This window comes from Ornithinibacillus caprae (assembly GCF_009728145.1).
GTDB classification, from domain to species: Bacteria; Bacillota; Bacilli; order Bacillales; family Amphibacillaceae; genus Ornithinibacillus; species Ornithinibacillus caprae.
The window spans coordinates 58,205-76,076 of sequence record NZ_WOCA01000004.1 but is presented as its reverse complement, the minus strand read 5'-3'; the positions used below and the strand labels follow the sequence as shown (position 1 = coordinate 76,076).

General features: G+C 35.9%; 14 protein-coding genes, 2 tRNA genes and 1 other annotated feature. Of the genes, 12 read left to right on the top strand and 4 right to left on the bottom strand.

The genetic code is table 11. From position 1 onward, the window contains the following. Positions 1 to 55 precede the first annotated feature (55 nt). The 7 genes from GMD78_RS06960 (at position 56) to GMD78_RS06930 (ending at position 6,730) form a co-directional block, all read left to right on the top strand. Complete coding sequence (locus GMD78_RS06960) at positions 56 to 1,390, top strand: serine hydrolase (RefSeq protein ID WP_425495047.1); 1,335 nt, start codon at positions 56 to 58, stop codon at positions 1,388 to 1,390. A gap of 64 nt (positions 1,391 to 1,454) precedes the next feature. Then, positions 1,455 to 2,339, top strand: coding sequence for a pyridoxal 5'-phosphate synthase lyase subunit PdxS (pdxS, locus tag GMD78_RS06955; RefSeq protein WP_155668110.1), 885 nt, complete (start codon positions 1,455 to 1,457; stop codon positions 2,337 to 2,339). A gap of 16 nt (positions 2,340 to 2,355) precedes the next feature. After that, the gene (gene pdxT / locus GMD78_RS06950; protein WP_155668109.1) at positions 2,356 to 2,946 is read left to right on the top strand and encodes a pyridoxal 5'-phosphate synthase glutaminase subunit PdxT; all 591 of its coding nucleotides are present in this window, start codon (positions 2,356 to 2,358) and stop codon (positions 2,944 to 2,946) included. Between the two features lie 53 nt (positions 2,947 to 2,999). Further along, positions 3,000 to 3,227 (top strand) — a binding site (T-box leader). A gap of 52 nt (positions 3,228 to 3,279) precedes the next feature. After that, on the top strand, positions 3,280 to 4,554 hold the full coding sequence (serS, locus tag GMD78_RS06945) for a serine--tRNA ligase (RefSeq protein ID WP_155668108.1): 1,275 nt from the start codon (positions 3,280 to 3,282) through the stop codon (positions 4,552 to 4,554). 582 nt (positions 4,555 to 5,136) lie between these two features. Further along, positions 5,137 to 5,229, top strand: a tRNA-Ser gene (locus tag GMD78_RS06940). Positions 5,230 to 5,461: 232 nt separating this feature from the next. Further along, complete coding sequence (locus GMD78_RS06935; protein WP_343042173.1) at positions 5,462 to 6,127, top strand: response regulator; 666 nt, start codon at positions 5,462 to 5,464, stop codon at positions 6,125 to 6,127. Positions 6,128 to 6,301: 174 nt separating this feature from the next. Then, a complete protein-coding gene (locus tag GMD78_RS06930; RefSeq protein WP_155668107.1) occupies positions 6,302 to 6,730 on the top strand; it encodes a universal stress protein in 429 nt (142 codons plus the stop codon). Here GMD78_RS06930 and GMD78_RS06925 read toward each other — a convergent pair. Next, on the bottom strand, positions 6,723 to 9,488 hold the full coding sequence (locus tag GMD78_RS06925) for a PAS domain S-box protein (protein ID WP_155668106.1): 2,766 nt from the start codon (positions 9,486 to 9,488) through the stop codon (positions 6,723 to 6,725). The two genes, GMD78_RS06930 and GMD78_RS06925, sit on opposite strands and share 8 nt — an antisense overlap. A gap of 187 nt (positions 9,489 to 9,675) precedes the next feature. Between GMD78_RS06925 and GMD78_RS06920 the strand changes: the two genes are divergently transcribed. Then, entirely contained in the window at positions 9,676 to 10,026 is a 351-nt protein-coding gene (locus GMD78_RS06920) for a hypothetical protein (protein WP_155668105.1), read from the top strand. A gap of 146 nt (positions 10,027 to 10,172) precedes the next feature. Here the strand turns inward: GMD78_RS06920 and GMD78_RS06915 are convergent, their stop codons facing one another. Both GMD78_RS06915 and GMD78_RS06910 read right to left on the bottom strand, forming a co-directional pair. Next, a complete protein-coding gene (locus tag GMD78_RS06915) occupies positions 10,173 to 10,856 on the bottom strand; it encodes a deoxynucleoside kinase (protein WP_155668104.1) in 684 nt (227 codons plus the stop codon). 16 nt (positions 10,857 to 10,872) lie between these two features. Continuing rightward, complete coding sequence (locus GMD78_RS06910; protein WP_155668103.1) at positions 10,873 to 11,517, bottom strand: deoxynucleoside kinase; 645 nt, start codon at positions 11,515 to 11,517, stop codon at positions 10,873 to 10,875. A gap of 353 nt (positions 11,518 to 11,870) precedes the next feature. Here GMD78_RS06910 and GMD78_RS06905 point away from each other — a divergent pair. The 4 genes from GMD78_RS06905 (at position 11,871) to acsA (ending at position 16,176) form a co-directional block, all read left to right on the top strand. Further along, positions 11,871 to 11,946: transfer RNA gene (locus GMD78_RS06905), tRNA-Arg, on the top strand. An 87-nt stretch (positions 11,947 to 12,033) separates the two neighbouring features. Then, the gene (locus GMD78_RS06900; RefSeq protein WP_155668102.1) at positions 12,034 to 13,257 is read left to right on the top strand and encodes a dicarboxylate/amino acid:cation symporter; all 1,224 of its coding nucleotides are present in this window, start codon (positions 12,034 to 12,036) and stop codon (positions 13,255 to 13,257) included. A gap of 297 nt (positions 13,258 to 13,554) precedes the next feature. Next, complete coding sequence (locus GMD78_RS06895) at positions 13,555 to 14,196, top strand: YqcI/YcgG family protein (protein ID WP_155668101.1); 642 nt, start codon at positions 13,555 to 13,557, stop codon at positions 14,194 to 14,196. Positions 14,197 to 14,460: 264 nt separating this feature from the next. After that, a complete protein-coding gene (gene acsA, locus GMD78_RS06890) occupies positions 14,461 to 16,176 on the top strand; it encodes an acetate--CoA ligase (RefSeq protein WP_155668100.1) in 1,716 nt (571 codons plus the stop codon). Positions 16,177 to 16,254: 78 nt separating this feature from the next. On the opposite strand, the gene GMD78_RS06885 is transcribed toward acsA, so the two are convergent. Beyond that, positions 16,255 to 17,547: a glycoside hydrolase family 18 protein gene (locus GMD78_RS06885; protein WP_155668099.1), complete on the bottom strand. Its 1,293-nt coding sequence runs from the start codon at positions 17,545 to 17,547 to the stop codon at positions 16,255 to 16,257. Positions 17,548 to 17,872: the final 325 nt, after the last annotated feature.

The following is a 17,872-nucleotide window of genomic DNA, read 5'->3' as shown; positions in this document are numbered from 1 at the left end:
GTGTATATAAAAATATAAACCTAGTTATTAACAGCTTAAGGTGGAGGTAGAGAAAGTGAAAAATACCAAGTTTTTCTCGATGATACTTGTTGTATTTGTTTTAGTAGCATCATTCATAACACAACCAATTACAGCATCAGCGGCTGAATTAGATGTACAAGCTGAAGCTGCTATTTTAGTTGACTTTGATACAGGTAAGATTTTATACGGTAAAAATATAGACGAGCCAATAAATCCAGCGAGTATGGCTAAGATGATGACAGAGTATTTAGTGTTAGAAGCAATTGAAAACGGCGATATAAGCTGGGAAACAACAACAGAAATTAGCCAATATGCGTTTGATATATCCGCGAATAGTAATTATTCTGGTGTAGGATTAAGAATGGACTATGAGTATAATGTCCGTGAATTATATGAAGCAATGGCAATCAATTCGGATAATGCAACAACTATCACTCTAGCAGAATTAGTTGCAGGATCTGAAGGTGAGTTTGTTAAATTAATGAATCAAAAAGCAGAAGAGCTTGGACTTCCAGAGTATAAATTTGTCAATTCAACTGGATTGAAAAATAATAACGATGGTGTCATTCCTCCAGAAGGGACTAGCTCGGATGAAGTTAATTTAATGTCTGCAAAGTCTGCAGCATTACTAGCATACCGACTAATTAGAGATTATCCGGAAGTATTAGACTTTTCAAGTCGACCGACGGAAGTTTTTGATGGACAGGAAATTCGTAACTGGAACTATATGTTACCTCATAATACAACTAGTTTAGATCAATATTATTATGAAGGAATTGATGGTCTAAAAACAGGTAATACCGGTGATGAAAAAGGGAAGATGTTTACTGGAACTGCTTTACGCAACGGAAAAAGATTAATATCTGTTGTGATGGGAACAAGTGGTTCAAGTGAGATCCGTTATGAAGAAACTGCTAAATTAATGGATTATGGATATAATAATTTCCATACAAAGGAATTATTCGCCGCTGGATATCAAATAGAGGGTGAATCTTCACTTCCGGTTGCCAAAGGTAAAGAAGATACAGTTGAAATTTCTATAAATGAAGGATTTTCTGCTCCTATTGAGCAAGGGGATGAAGATTCGTATACGATTGAATATCATATTGATGAGGATAAGTTAAACGAATCTGGAGAATTAATTGCTCCAATTGAAAAAGGTGAAGTAATAGGAACTGCTGAACTTATTTATACCGGTGACAATGAATATGGATATATTACTGGAGGCAGTAGTCATACGGTGGATCTTGTTACGGAAGATGGAGTGGAAAAAGCTAATTGGTTTATGTTAACTCTTAGTGCAGTAGGAAACTTCTTCGGTAATATTTTCGGTTCACTACTTGATACGGTTAAAGGTTGGTTTAGTTAAACTAGCAAAGAGTTGACTGTTGTCGACTCTTTGCACCATAAAACATACATAGGGGGACATAACCATGACAAACAGAGGAACAGAACGTGTAAAAAGAGGAATGGCTGAAATGCAAAAAGGCGGCGTTATTATGGACGTCGTAAATGCTGAACAAGCAAAGATAGCTGAGGCTGCGGGTGCTGTTGCAGTAATGGCACTAGAGCGTGTACCTTCAGATATCCGTGCTGCGGGTGGAGTAGCTCGTATGGCTGACCCAACGATTACAGAAGAGGTAATGAACGCTGTATCTATTCCAGTAATGGCAAAAGCACGTATTGGACATATTGTAGAAGCACGTGTATTAGAGGCAATGGGTGTTGATTATATAGACGAGAGTGAAGTATTAACTCCTGCTGATGATGTATATCATTTAAATAAATCTGATTTCACTGTACCATTTGTTTGTGGTTGCCGTAACTTAGGAGAAGCAGCTCGTCGTATTGGAGAAGGTGCTTCTATGCTTCGTACAAAAGGTGAGCCAGGGACAGGAAATATTGTAGAAGCGGTACGTCATATGCGCCAAGTACAATCAGAAATTCGTAAAGTAACTGGTATGTCTAGAGATGAAGTGATGACATATGCTAAAGAAATTGGCGCACCATTTGAATTGTTATTACAAATAAGAGAAGAAGGACGTTTACCTGTGGTTAATTTTGCTGCTGGTGGAATTGCTACTCCTTCTGATGCTGCTTTAATGATGGAATTAGGTGCTGATGGAGTATTTGTTGGATCAGGTATCTTTAAATCTGATAACCCTGAAAAATTTGCTAGATCTATTGTAGAAGCAACAACACACTACAAAGATTATAAATTGATTGCTGAGCTATCTAAAGATCTTGGTACAGCTATGAAAGGTATTGAAATGAGTACTCTATCTGCAAGTGATCGTATGCAAGATCGCAGCGAATAGAAAGGGAATGTTTTATATGACGACAATTGGTGTTCTAGCCTTACAAGGTGCCGTTCGTGAACATATTCGCTCCGTAGAAGAATGTGGCGTAAAGGCTATTGAAATAAAACGAATGGAACAACTAGATGAAATTGATGGCATTATACTCCCTGGTGGAGAAAGTACTACAATGCGTCGCCTAATTGATAGCTATGGATTTTTTACCGCTCTTCAGGAATTTGGCAAAAAAGGTAAACCAGTATTTGGTACCTGTGCTGGATTAATCTTGATGGCAAGTGAAATAGACGGTCAGGAACATGCACATCTTGGGTTGATGGATATGAAAGTTGCAAGAAATGCGTTTGGTAGACAGGTTGCAAGTTTTGAAGCGGAGCTATCCATTAAGCATGTTGCAGAGGATTTTAATGCAGTATTTATTCGTGCTCCATATATTCTTGAATTAGGGCCAGAAGCAGAGCCACTAGCAACGTATAATGATCGTATCGTAGCAGCGCAACAAGGTCATTATTTGTGTACGGCATTTCATCCTGAATTAACAGAAGATAACCGAGTTATACAACATTTTGTGGATATGGTTAAAAATTCAACGAAAACACTTGCATCTTAATCGCAATTTGGCTATGATATAAAATAATTAAATCAAACGTAACAATATCTTGTAAAAAAGTATTGATAGGAACTAGTAGCAGTAAAGCATTCTTAAGAGAGTCGATGGTTGGTGTGAATCGATGAAAGCATACTGTGAATCCATCCTTGAACTGGTTTATTGAAAATAGACTTATCTATTAGTAAGTAAACCCGGTGAAGTGCCGTTAATTACTTAGAGCCGGAAGAGATTTTTCTCTTCAACAAGGGTGGCAACGCGGGAGATAAACTCTCGTCCCTAATAATGGGACGGGAGTTTTTTGTATTTACCAGAAGAATGAAGGAGGAAAAAAGTATGTTAGATATGAAGTTTTTACGTAACAACTTTGAAGAAGTAAAAGGAAAATTAAAACATCGTGGAGAAGATTTATCTGAATTAGATCGTTTTGGAGAATTAGATGAAAGACGCCGTAGATTAATTAATGAAACAGAAGCGTTAAAAGCTAAACGTAATGAGGCATCGAAGCAAATTTCTGTATTGAAAAAAGAAAAGAAAGATGCAGAACCTGCGATCAAGGAAATGCGTGAAGTAGGTGAACAAATAAAAGCATTAGATAATGAATTAAAAGACATAGAAGAAAATCTAGAAACAATTATGTTATCCATTCCAAATATTCCACATGAAAGTGTTCCTGTAGGGGAAGATGAAGAGGATAATGTGGAAGCAAGAAAATGGGGAGAGTTACCTTCTTTCGATTATGAGGCACAACCGCATTGGGATCTCGCTACGAAATTAGAAATTATTGATTTTGAAAGAGCTGCAAAAATAACAGGTAGTCGATTTGTTGTTTATAAAGGTTTAGGTGCAAGACTTGAACGTGCACTTTGGAATTTTATGATGGATTTACATGCTGATGAGCACGGTTATCAAGAGATGCTACCACCTCAAATCGTAAATCGTGCAAGTCTGACTGGTACAGGACAGTTACCTAAGTTTGCTGAAGATGTATTTAAACTTAGTGACACCGATTATTTTTTAATACCAACTGCAGAGGTTCCAGTTACAAACTATCACCGGGATGAAATTCTAAGTGTAGATGACCTACCTAAACAATATGCAGCTTTTAGTGCAAACTTCCGTTCTGAAGCAGGTTCAGCTGGTCGTGATACACGCGGATTAATTCGCCAACACCAATTCAATAAAGTAGAACTAGTTCATTTTGTGAAACCAGAAGACTCTTATGAAACGTTAGAAAAACTAACAGGACATGCAGAAAAGGTTTTACAGCTATTAAAGTTACCTTACCGTGTAATGAGTATGTGTACTGGTGATTTAGGTTTTACAGCTGCGAAGAAATATGACATTGAAGTTTGGATTCCAAGTCAACATACGTATCGTGAGATCTCTTCTTGCTCTAATTTTGAAGATTTCCAAGCAAGACGAGCAGGAATTCGTTTTAGAAGAGAAACGAATGGTAAACCAGAATTTGTTCATACATTAAATGGTTCAGGACTTGCAATTGGCCGTACCGTAGCAGCAATTTTAGAAAATTATCAACAAGAAGACGGTACAGTTGTAATACCTGAAGTATTGCGACCATACATGGGTGGAAAAGAAGTTATTAAGTAAGGTTGTTGTGAAAGATTTAGCTTGAGCTTTCGCAGTTGATATAGAATGCGTAGTAACTTTCTCGTGAATTTTAGCTTACATCCGCTCTTTCGAAATGAGTGCGAAAACACCGCTCCGGCAGAATACTTCGCTTTCCGCGGGCACGGCCTCAGCTTCCTCGGAAGCAAAACCACCTTCCTGCGGGATCTTCGGACACGTGCTGTTCCCGCCGGAGTCTACGTATTCTGCCTACGCTAGTAGTGCGATGATTGGAAGGATTAACACCTAAGCGACTGCAAAGAGCTTGAACAGATGTCGCCCTTATGCTGGAAGTGAAAGCGAAATGTATTTTAGGAGCGATCTCGGGGGTGGTACATTACGTCTTAAATCTTAACCAAGTTTTTCATACCTTAAGTTCCTGCTCATTCTATACACAATCTGTCATAGGTAACAACAAACTATCAAAAATCACATTGCAAAACTAGAACTAGGTATTATGGTTCTAGTTTTTTTGATATTATCAGAAATTTATTTTATTTTTAGATGTATTAAAAATTCATTGACATGAAAAATAAAATCCTGTATATTAATAAATGTTGCTACGGAGGTATACCCAAGTCTGGCTGAAGGGATCGGTCTTGAAAACCGACAGGCGGGTCAAACCGCGCGGGGGTTCGAATCCCTCTACCTCCTCCATTTTAATTAAAATAGCGCATAAATTTTGGAGATATGATAAAGTCGTTACAGTTGTAACGGCTTTATTTTTTTTGGCAGATAGGAGCGTAAAAACTTTCCTATCAAGCATAAGTGTAACTAAGTATCTTAAAGCGATTCTTCTATAGGCTTTTGTAAAAAGCCTAGCAGGACTTATATGATTCATGTAGAATAGAATTACATACGTTTATTATGAAGAAAGGTGGTAAGGCTTGTGGTAGAAAAAGTTCGCATACTAATTGCTGATGATCATGCAATTGTTAGAGCAGGGGTAAAAATGCTACTTGCTCAACAGGATGATATGGAAGTAATAAGTGAAGCTGCAGATGGCAGGGAAGCAATCCAACAATCACTGTCTTTAAAACCAGATGTTATTATTATGGATTTAAGCATGCCACCTGGTAAAAATGGTTTAGAAGCGACCACAGAATTAAAACAATCCTTACCAGATTCAAATATAATAATTTTAACCATGCATGATGACGATAAGTATTTATTTCAAGTGCTTCAAGCTGGGGCATCCGGCTACATATTAAAAAATGCTCTAGATTCAGAGTTAGTTAATGCGATTCGTTCAGTTTCAAACGGGCAAGTTTATTTGTATCCAACTGCAACAAAAAAGTTGGTTGAAAACTATTTAGTGCAAATTGATAAAGGGGAAGATATGCCTAAATATAATCTTCTTAGTGATCGAGAAAAAGAAACACTTGTGTTAATAGCAAAAGGATATAGTAATAAAGAAATTTCGGAAATACTATATATAAGTGTAAAAACAGTTGAAAGTCATAAGAGTAAAATTATGGATAAACTAGGATTCCAAAAGCGTCATGAACTTGTTCAGTATGCAATGAAAAAAGGATTGCTTGATCTAGATGTTTGACATCCCCCCCACCTAAACGCTATCGCGTATGGAGGAAAGAGTCTTCTCGCCCAAGTTCGATAAATTTAGAAATATCAGGGGAAACCCTGATATTTTTTTATGGCATTAATCTTTATACTAGTGGTAGTAACTAATTTTTGAAATACAGAATTTGTAAAAAGGTTGGATTATGCTATGGGAAATAAAGTACTTATATATGCTAATTATATGGATGGAGCTAAGGAAGCAGTTGAAAAAGCGATTCGAATCACATCAGATATCAGCAATTTAAAAGTATTTCTAATGTATGTTTTTCCACTTTCTAGCAAGCTTGAAGTAGTTAAAACTCAACCAAAACTAAGCCTTCCTGAAGTAAAACTATTTCAACAAGCAGAGGCATATTTAACTCAACATGATATTTGGTTCAAAAAAATTATTCAGGTCGGAAATCCTATTCAGGAGATAATTATGGCGGTTAAATTTGAACAAATGGATATGCTAATTGTTGCTGACAAGGAAAATAAAGAAGGCATTGGTTTGACATCATCTATTTGTGATAAAGTAAATTGTCCTGTTGTGTTTGTAAGAGAAAAGGAAGGAGATGTATCCCATCCCCTCAGTTAAAATCCATTTGATCGGAAAAAAATCGCTTTATTTTTGCTAACTCTACTTCAAGATTAGAAATTAATGAGTTCACAGAACTCCAATTAGCGTGTTTCATTTCTTTCTCGATTTCCACGCATAGTTGTACAAATGAAGCTGCTTCAATAACAGCTGCAGATCCTTTTAAACCATGTATAGATTCTCTAGCCTTCATTATATTGCCATGATCAAGTTCCTTTTTCGTTGATTCAATTAAGGACGGGGCTGTTTCTATAAATAACTCCAGTAATTCTTTGATCATTTCCTTATCTTCATAGCTTGAAGTTAGTTTTTCAAGCTGAATTGGAACAGTAGTTACGTCAGTTAAATCTTTGTTCCTTATTTGTGAATCTATTTGACTTTCCTCTTTTTTTACCCATTTTTCGAGTATGACACGCATTTTATCTAGTCTGACCGGTTTACTTAAATAGTCGTTCATTCCAGCTGCAAGATACTTTTCTTTATCACTTGGTAAAGCATTTGCTGTAACCGCGATAATAGGAACATCCTTTTGTAATATAGAAGGATTGTTTCGAATCTCTTTTGTTGCTTCAATTCCATCCATTTCAGGCATCTGAACATCCATTAAAATAGCATCATAGTTGTACGTTGTTAGCTTCTTGATTGCATCTTTTCCATTTGTGACGGATTCAACCGTGTAGCCTAGCTTTTTAAGTTGAAAAATGGCTACCTTTTTGTTCACGGGGTTATCCTCAACTAAAAGAATTGTTTGTTTTCCCTTAGGAGTTGAATGTTCATCTGACAATATAATATCATGTTCACTTTTTGAAATAGATGGACGTTCCATTGTTGAACTTACCACATTTATAATAGAATCGAATAACTGTGACTGCTTGATTGGCTTAGTTAGAATTGCATCATAACCTGTGATTTCCCTCAACCTTGATTTAGAATTAAAATCAGTTAATAGTAACACTTTTAAACTGGTTAAATGAATATTTTGCTTCATAATTTTGATGAATGCATCGTATTCCATGTCTGGATTGGTGAGATTTACTATTGCTACTTTATACGGCTTATGATTAATAGCAGCTTGTTGTAATTCAGCTAATGCATCAATTTCATTTTCAATCGTTTTATATTTAATTCCCCATGAGTTTAAATACGATTCTAAGATCTCACGTTCATCAGGATGGTCATTAATTATAAGTATACGGAAGCTTTCTAAAGTGAAATCCGTTGGCACAGTAATTGTTTCCTTTTCATATTTTTCAGGAATATCAAATGGAATGTTAAACCAGAATGTTGAACCTTTATGCTTTTCGCTTTCTACCCCAATCTCACCGCCCATTAATTCAATCAGTTTTTTTGAAATCGCTAAACCTAGACCCGTACCACCATATTTTCGTGTAGTTGATCCATCTGTTTGCACAAATGGTTGGAACAAACGAGCTTGCTCTTCATCAGACATTCCTATTCCAGTGTCAATGACAGCAAAATGAATGATAACTTGATGGTTACTTTTCTTACCTAATATAGCACGAACTACAACGTTTCCTTGTTCTGTAAATTTAATAGCATTGTCGCTAAGGTTTAGTAATATTTGTCGTAGACGTCCTGGGTCTCCCAAAAGAATCGGAGGAATAGCCGGATCAACAAAAGTCATTAAGGATACTCGTTTTCGGTGAGCTCTAGCTAATAAAATTTCCGCCATTCCTTCAACTAAGGAGGTTGGTTGGAATGGGATCTGTTCTATATTCATTTTTCCTGCTTCCATCTTTGAAAAATCAAGGATATCATCGATAATAGTTAACAATGCTTGTGATGAGTCATAGATGATATTGGAATATTCTTGTTGCTCCTTATTTAATGGAGTGTCACGCAAAAGATCGACTGTACCGATAATACCATTCATCGGTGTACGTATTTCATGACTCATATTGGCCAGAAATTGTGACTTTAACTCTGATGCTTCTAGTGCCTGATCGCGAGCTATCTCCAAAGCCTTCTCCATTTTTTTACGGTCTGTAATGTCAATACCAGACCCAACCAATTCTGTTACAACACCATTTTCAATGATTGGCGAAAGGGATATAAAGAAAAATTTTCCTTCAAAGGATAGTTCATAGTTAATATGTTCTCCATTAAAGGCTTTTTGAAAATAGGTATCTATCTCATCAACTAAATGTTCAGGAAGGATATCGGAATTTTTTTTATTTCGAATGGTTTCTGTAGTCATGCCTATTGCTTGTGCTGCTTTTCCTTCAGATAATGTATATAAATATTCATCATTTATTTGTTTTACTTTAAATATGAGATTCTGTAAGTTTTTAACGGTATGATTAAAATTATCTCGAAGTGCTTTTTCTAAAGCGGCTTCGGTCTCTTTTCGTTCGGTAATATCCTGAACAATCCCAACAAAGTGAATGTCCTCTCCAATAAAAAATTTAGATACAGCTAAATTCATAGGAAAGGTCGATCCATCTTTTCTTTTTCCAGTAACCTCTCGTCCTATTCCTATTATTTTTGCTTTTCCCATATGTACATAATTATCAATATAGGAATCGTGTTCACTTTTATAAGGTTCAGGCATGAGATTATTAACTGTCTTACCAATTACTTCATTAGCCTTGTAGCCAAATATTTTTTCAGCTGCTGGATTAAACGATCCAATAATTCCATTTCGATTAATCGTAATAATTGCATCGACGACATTATCTATGACAAGTTCAGCAATTTGTTCTCGTTCCGTTAATTGCTTATGTGACTCATTTTTCATTGTACATACCCCTATCTCATAGTATGAGTCTATCTTACAGGTTTTTGTTTGTGCGAAGCAAGGAAGTTTTTGCTTCCTTATTGGGAAGTAAGGTGATTTTTATCACGAAATAGGGGGATTTCCTGATATTCCTTTTGAACTTTATTTTATATGCTTAGTATATAGAAAGGGTTACGGAGGGATATTCATGGTTTTTGATGAAAGTATGATATGGTTTGTGTTACTTATTGTATCTTTAGCAGTGTTTGTAATGGGGTTAATCTGGCAATATGAGGATATGGATCATTATAACGATAGTACGTTAACTCGTTATTTAAATGCCACTTGTAAAATTTCTACCATTTTAGCCATTACGTTTGGAATTTTATATCTTCTGAATCTAGGCTATGGAGTAAATCTTATTCTAGGTGAACTGTTCATTAAAATTCATATGATAAATTTATATGTTGTTTTATTGCTTTGTCCTTTTACAAAATTTATTAAATATGTAAACTTACCTTTTCGTTATATCAAAAGTTTTGTGATGAATTTTCTTTAATGATCGGTAAAAGAAATACAAAATCCAAGAATATCAGAAGAAAAAAGAGTTCCAACTAAAAAGTGGAACTCTTTTTGGAGTCTTCGTGTATTTCATTCGCTAGTATTGCTTTTACATTCATAACAGCATACAATGCGAAATACATCTTATTTAATTAATTCTCTTGTTTCCCATCGTCTTGATTGCTGAATAAAATGTCCTATTTTTTCAAGAATAGGTTCAATGGAATTCTCTTCTTTCATTAAATCATAATCTGTAATATTTATACGTAGGATTGGACATGCATTGAAGTTATTAATCCAGTTTTCATAGCGGTTATACATCTCTTCCCAGTATGAAATCGGTGTACTTCTTTCCATTTCTCTCCCACGTTCTTGAATACGATTTAATACTTCATCAAATGTACCCTCTAAATAGATCAGAAGATCAGGATGTGGAAAGTAAGGTGTCATCACCATTGCATCAAATAAGTTTTTGTATGTTTCATAATCTGTTTTTGACATGGTCCCATTTTCATAATGCATTTTTGCAAAGATACCTGTATCTTCATAAATCGAACGATCCTGTATGAATCCACCGCCATATTCAAATATTTTCTTTTGTTCCTTAAAACGCTCTGCTAAGAAATATACTTGTAAATGAAAGCTCCAACGTTCAAAATCTGCATAGAATTTTTCTAGATATGGATTTGTATCAACTTTTTCAAATGATGTTTTAAAATTTAATGCATTTGCTAATGCTTTGGTCATCGTTGATTTTCCAACTCCAACCGTCCCCGCAATTGTAATGATACTATCATTTGGGATTTGATACTTTTCTCTTAAATTCATTATTGTATTCCCCTTTTTATTTAGAGATAGCTATATGATTCGCTAATTGTTGTTGAACATCACTAATAATCGACTCTAAATCATCTTGTTTTTTTACAAAATCCAATTCATCACCATTAATACGAATGACAGGAATTTTTGGATGTAGGATTTCGAATTCATTCATATATGCTTCATAATCATCAGCTAGCTGTGAAAGATAGGATGCTTTTATGTTTTGTTCAATTTCTCTTCCACGCATTTGGATCCGTTCTAAAATCGTATCTAAGCTAGCATGCAAATAAATCATCATATTTGGTACCGGCATATCCTTCGTTAAGATATGATAAATTTGCTCATACTTATTAAATTTATCTGCTTGTAATGTACGTTTTGCAAAGATCATGTTTTTTGATATATGATAATCAGCTACGACTGCCTTTTGCTGTGTTAGGTATTTTTTTTCTATATCTTCTAGTTGCTTAAATCGATTGCAAAGGAAAAACATTTCGGTTTGAAAGCTCCACTCTTCGATATCATCATAAAACTTACCAAGAAACGGATTTTCTTCCACAATTTCTTTTAATAAATGAAAATCAAAGTGATCAGAGAGCTTCTTTGCAAGCGATGTTTTTCCGATGCCAATTGGTCCTTCTATTGCGATAAAAGGGACTTCTGCCATATCTTCTCCCCCAATCAAAAATCAATTCGACAGATATCTTCTAATTTTAACATATATATAAGGATGGTTCTATATTATCTTCAGATAAAGTGAAACTTCATTCAGAGGGGGTTTTCTTCATCCCCCACTGAATGTTAGTTGAACCAATCGGACATTTACGGGCAGTTGATCCCCCACTTATCCTTCTTCACTTCAAAGTCTTGAAGTGGGGGTCTTACTGCCCATTACATGCGGGATAAAAAATAAACCCACTAAAAGAGTAGGAATTGAGGAATTTTTGGGAAAAATTCATGATACTTTTCATAATGCTATTGATTTTGTATAATAGTCAATGTTACTTTGCAAAAATGTATGCCCCCGTAGCTCAGGGGATAGAGCATCGGTTTCCTAAACCGTGTGCCGCAGGTTCGAATCCTGCCGGGGGCGCCACCCATCACTTTTATGAATTGCGTAAACGATCCCACTCTTCCTATCCATCAACAAAATTTTTCATAATATTACGAAGGGAGCAACTATATGAATCTAACAAAAAAGATAATTATAGCATTATTTCTAGGAGTTATTGTAGGTATTGGGTTAAGTTTTTCCTCACCGGATATCTTTTCAACAATCGATAACTATATACTAAATCCCATAGGTCAACTGTTCTTAAACTTAATTATGATGGTTGTTGTACCTATTGTATTTGTATCTATTGTATTAGGTACAGCTGGTCTAGGAGAACCAGCTAAATTAGGAAAGATTGGTATAAAAACTATTTCCTTTTATTTAATCACAACTGCCATCGCATTAATGATTGGGCTTGGTGTAGGATACATACTAGAGCCTGGTGAAGAAGGGGTATTTAATGATATAGGCGATGTAAGTTATGAAGAGAAAACAGCACCACCGATCATGGAGACATTGGTCAATATCATTCCTACCAATCCAATTGAAGCTATGACCAGTGGTGATATGCTACAGATCATTGCCTTTGCAATTTTCATTGGTATTGCACTTGCTGTTTTAGGGGAGAAAACGAGCGGAATTTATAGACTTTTTGAACAAGCAAATGAGATTCTGATGTATCTAGTTAATCTAATAATGAAAACAGCTCCGTATGGTGCTTTTGCATTGATTGCTTCAGCAATTGGTGGAGCTGGTTTAAATGCAATAGGATCTATGGCGATGTATATGATTGCAGTAATTCTTGCATTAGTCATTCATGGTGCAGTGACATATAGTATCGCGATTAAAGGATTAGGTAAGGGGAGTCCAATAAAGTTTTATAAAGAATTCTTCCCAGCTATGTCAGTTGGATTTAGTACTTCCAGCTCAAGTGCTACATTACCGATTGCTATGAAAATAGCACAGGAAAAACTTGGTGTTAAAAAATCAGTAAGTAGCTTTGTACAACCACTTGGTTCAACGATTAATATGGACGGAACTGCGATCATGCAGGCAGTTGCAACGGTATTTATCGCTCAAGTGTATGGAGTATCACTAGGATTTAATGAAATTTTATTGATCATACTAACAGCTACTCTAGCAAGCATAGGAACAGCTGGTGTTCCCGGTGTAGGTTTAATTATGCTTGCCATGGTTTTAAATCAAATAAATCTACCAGTTGAAGGAATTGCATTAATTATCGGTGTGGATCGTATATTGGATATGATTCGTACATCCTTAAACATAACTGGTGATGCTGCGTGTGCATATATTATTTCTGAAGGTGAAAAACGAAGAGAGAAAAAAGGATAATTGATTAGAGAAGCGATTCGCTTCTCTTTTTTATATAGAGGAATCTTTGTAATGGATTCTGAGTAGTTAAGAAGTATAACCTGCGTATGTGTGCCTAAGTTTTTACTGAAAGAACTGGAAAAGCTATGTTACCACATTTACTTCCTTTCTAGACATTCACCCATATTTGTTTCACTGAATATATTGTAGAAGCTATTGTGAGGTGATATTATCAACAGATTATTTAGTGCTAGGCATGATAATAGAAACAAACTCGATCACAGGGAAAAAAGAACCCTTGAACAATTTGAGAAAAAAATGACCGATAAAAAGGATCTATTTCCATGCATACCTGCTACAATAGGGTTCTCGTTGAATCAGTTTCGTTATGGTTTTGTTGGGGACCCAAGGGAGCGTTCTACGATTTTTGAGCTTTCCGAGTTATTAAGAGATTTCACAAAATCCTCGAGAGAATTTGGAAAATACACATCCCTTGTTGTTTTTTATCAACTTCCAGAAGAAGTGAAGACAACCTATTCTGTAAAGCAATTTGAACAACTGTTTTGGGAACAATTAAATGGATTAGCTGCTATTGACCGAATAGAATGGCCGTCTGATATTCCAATAGATGCTCATCATCATATGTGGGAATTTTGTTTTGAGGGTGAAAGGTATTTTATCTATTGTGCTACTCCAGCCCATAAGCATCGCAAAAGCAGGCAATATGAGACAATGATGCTTGCAATTACTCCAAGATGGGTATTCCGTGAATTTTATAAAACAAATCCTCACGCTATAAAAATAAAAAACATGGTAAGAAAAAGATTATCCAATTATGATTCCGCCTCCATACACCCACATTTAAATAGCTACGGAAATGAAGATAACTTTGAGTGGAAGCAGTATTTTTTACGAGATGACTATACATCATTATCTGAATGTCCATTTCAGCGTGATTAATAGAACATTGGAAGTGTTAGAAAACTAAGGCATGCCATGCCTTTATGGTGAATGCATTAGTTACACTAATCAGGAAAGGGAAGTTTGTAATTTTCTATCTGCCAAGAAAAATTTCTTAGAGCATTTAATAAAAATTCTTTCAATTCGTATTAAATGCTTTAAAAATGTCATAGAATGTTCTAAAATAAAAATTACCAAATAATTTAATTATTTCTTAAAATACCAAATGTAATCGGTTCCAAATTTTACAGATGAGGTGATAGGATGGATATGCAACGTATACCAGCAAGAGAAGGTAATCATAATCTACAAAACTATGAAAAAATGCGTGAGACTTTTTCATGGGAAGAAGTAAAAAAGAATTTTTCTTGGAATGAAACTGGTAAAGTCAATATTGCTTATGAAGCACTTGATCGCCATGCTCAAGATCCAACTAAAAAGGATAAAGTAGCTCTATTATACTCAGCACCGGACCGGGAAGAAAAGGTAACGTTTGAAGAGCTTAGCCATCAAAGTAATCAATTTGCGAATGTATTAAAGAAACATAATGTTGAAAAAGGAGATCGTATCTTTTTATTTATGCCAAGAAGCCCAGAGTTTTACGCTAGCTTTTTTGGTATCTTAAAGATTGGTGCAATTGCAGGGCCGTTATTTGAGGCATTTATGGAGCAAGCTGTACGAGATCGCTTGCAGGATAGTGAAGCCAAGATGCTTATTACTACACCTGAATTATTAGGAAGAGTTCCTCAGGAGGATTTACCAGATCTTGAAAAGATCGTTTTAGTTGGCGATCATAATGAAACATCCGATAAATATATTGATTATTTTTCTGAAATGAAAGAAGCCTCTACTGACTTTGATATAGAGTGGGTAGATTTAGAGGATGGAATGCTACTCCACTATACATCTGGTTCTACTGGTAAGCCAAAAGGAGTTTATCATGTTCATAATGCTATGATTCAGCACTATGCTACTGCTGAATGGGTTTTAGATTTAAAAGAAGATGATGTTTATTGGTGTACAGCTGACCCTGGTTGGGTAACTGGAACAAGTTACGGTATTTTTGCGCCATGGCTGCATGGAGTAACGAATGTCATTCGTGGAGGTCGTTTTACACCAGAAGATTGGTATCAAACATTGGAACGTGAAAAAGTAACTGTCTGGTATACAGCTCCAACCGCACTACGTATGCTAGTAAGTGCCGGGGAAGAACTTGTGAAAAAACATGACTTATCTATATTAAGACATATTTTAAGTGTTGGAGAACCGTTAAATCCAGAAGTAATTACGTGGGGATTAAGAGCATTTGATCTTCGCATACATGATACATGGTGGATGACAGAGACTGGTGCACAGTTAATCGTAAATATTCCTTCTGAAGAAATTAGACCAGGGTCAATGGGAAAACCAATTCCTGGTATTGAAGCGTCTATTGTTGATAACGAAGGAAATGAAATACCTCCAAATCAAATGGGGAATTTAGCTATTAAAGCAGGATGGCCGTCTATGATGCGAGCTATTTGGAACAATCCAAGTAAATATGAAAGTTATTTTGTAAATGGATGGTATGTATCAGGTGATAGCGCGTATCGTGATGAGGATGGTTACTTCTGGTTCCAAGGTCGTTTAGATGATGTTATTAATACATCTGGAGAGCGTGTTGGACCATTTGAAGTTGAAAGTAAACTAATTGAACACCCAGCAGTTGCTGAAGCAGGTGTTATAGGAAAACCGCATCCTGAGCGTGGTGAAATTATCAAGGCATTTATTACGTTAAATGCTGGGTATGAAGATTCTCCAGAATTACTAGAGGACATCCGCCAATTTGTTAAGACTGGATTAAGTGCACATGCTGCACCTCGTGAAATAGAAGTAAAAGAATCAATACCAAAGACACGTAGTGGTAAAATTATGCGCCGTTTATTAAAATCTTGGGAGTTAGGATTACCAACTGGTGATACATCAACATTAGAAAAATAACCTTAAAAAGAACCGTTGCCCTTATAAGAGGGGCAACGGTTTTTTAGAAAGAATAAGTTTTTTCCAAACCTTTTTATTCTAACTTCCTGGTTTCGTAATTGTAAAGTTGTCTCGAAGTAATTGCCAATTTTGTGGGAAAGCTAAACCTAACTTCCAATAGCTTATTCCTCTTAACCCTAATTCCTTAATCATATCGAATTTTGCTTGAATGGACCGAGCATCTTCAAACCAAACTTCATGCTCATTACCTTCTGGATCAGTATAAGTAAAAAATGGTGCCTGTGCAGTTGTATCAAATTGAATTGGTACATTATTCTCACGTGCTAAGGCAATGGCTTGCTGAGGGCTTAATGCTTGTGCATATTCCCCACCAGGTTCATAAGGTAATGTCCAGTCATAGCCATATAGATTCTGACCGAGTAATATTTTATCAGCAGGCATTTCTGTCAATGCATAATCAACAACTCTTCTTACTTGGTCAATTGGTGATACGGCCATGGCAGGACCACCACTATAGCCCCATTCATATGTCATGAGTACGACAAAATCAACTATTTCTCCATGGGCCCCATAATCATGGGCTTCATACCATTCCCCCTCTTGTTCAGCACTTATTTTTGGGGCAAGAGCGGTAGACATTAACAATCCTTCCTGTGATAGGCGATCTTTCGCTTTTCTTAAAAATGTATTATATGCTTCCCTGTCTTCTGGTGGTAGAAATTCGAAGTCAAAATGCACATCGGTGAATCCAACTTGATGAGCCGTGTTTACGATGTTATCTAATAATGTATTTTGTACGGATTGAACAGTGACAATAATGTGGCCAAGATCAGCACTGAATTCCCCTTCTTCTAAATTGGTTACTACTAGCATAAGAGATGCATTATTGGCACTAGCTATTTGAGCGAAGTTGTTTAATGGTGGTGGGTTTAATGTTCCATCGCGATTGATTTCATAACTAAATGGAGCGAGGTAAGATAGATAGGGTGCTGCTTTTCTTGCTGCGTTTTCTAATGTTGGTGTAACAGTTTCACCAGTGGGTTCTACATACGCGTTAGATATAATTTCTTGTTTTGGACGGGGAGGAATATATAATCTTAATCCAACAGGTAAGGTCCCATCAACAGGAATATTATTGATTTGAGCTAACTCTTGATAAGAAATTCCAAACCGCTGTCCAATGGAATATAAACTATCCCCTGGTTGGACGAAATAGAACTCACCAACTATAGGGATAACCAATGCTTGCCCTACAACTAGATTGTCCGGTGCCTCTAATTCATTTGCATCAACTAATGCATTTATCGAATTGCCATATGTATTGGCAATCGAATACAATGAGTCTCCACTACTTACAACATGAATTTGCAAAAAGATTCCCTCCTTAAGTGTGTGTATACACAGTCTTATTGGCAGTTAAGAAAGTATAGCTTTCTTATACTGCAAAGGTAACTAAGGCTGTTGCTATAAAGACTTAGAAACAGCTAAGTTTTCTAATATCCTATCCTATTCACACTTTATGAATGGAGTGCTTGTGATATGTCTTAAATAGAGTCAATTCTAGTTTTCATAACCGAGTGCATCAGATAAAGTGCATAGTCATTGCCTTCCAATTCTTCAGAAGCCATGCAGTTTTTTGGGATATGCATCCTTTGCCGTAATTGAACTACCCATCACTTATCGACTTTACGGTTCG

Excerpts from the sequence above, each read along its gene's own strand:
- GMD78_RS06925 (WP_155668106.1), bottom strand. The coding sequence starts at position 9,488 with ATGAAAAATGAGTCACATAAGCAATTAACGGAACGAGAACAAATTGCT.
- serS (WP_155668108.1), top strand. The coding sequence starts at position 3,280 with ATGTTAGATATGAAGTTTTTACGTAACAACTTTGAAGAAGTAAAAGGA.
- GMD78_RS06895 (WP_155668101.1), top strand. The coding sequence starts at position 13,555 with ATGACCGATAAAAAGGATCTATTTCCATGCATACCTGCTACAATAGGG.
- GMD78_RS06910 (WP_155668103.1), bottom strand. The coding sequence starts at position 11,517 with ATGGCAGAAGTCCCTTTTATCGCAATAGAAGGACCAATTGGCATCGGA.
- GMD78_RS06915 (WP_155668104.1), bottom strand. The coding sequence starts at position 10,856 with ATGAATTTAAGAGAAAAGTATCAAATCCCAAATGATAGTATCATTACA.
- GMD78_RS06930 (WP_155668107.1), top strand. The coding sequence starts at position 6,302 with ATGGGAAATAAAGTACTTATATATGCTAATTATATGGATGGAGCTAAG.
- pdxT (WP_155668109.1), top strand. The coding sequence starts at position 2,356 with ATGACGACAATTGGTGTTCTAGCCTTACAAGGTGCCGTTCGTGAACAT.
- pdxS (WP_155668110.1), top strand. The coding sequence starts at position 1,455 with ATGACAAACAGAGGAACAGAACGTGTAAAAAGAGGAATGGCTGAAATG.
- GMD78_RS06920 (WP_155668105.1), top strand. The coding sequence starts at position 9,676 with ATGGTTTTTGATGAAAGTATGATATGGTTTGTGTTACTTATTGTATCT.
- GMD78_RS06900 (WP_155668102.1), top strand. The coding sequence starts at position 12,034 with ATGAATCTAACAAAAAAGATAATTATAGCATTATTTCTAGGAGTTATT.
- acsA (WP_155668100.1), top strand. The coding sequence starts at position 14,461 with ATGGATATGCAACGTATACCAGCAAGAGAAGGTAATCATAATCTACAA.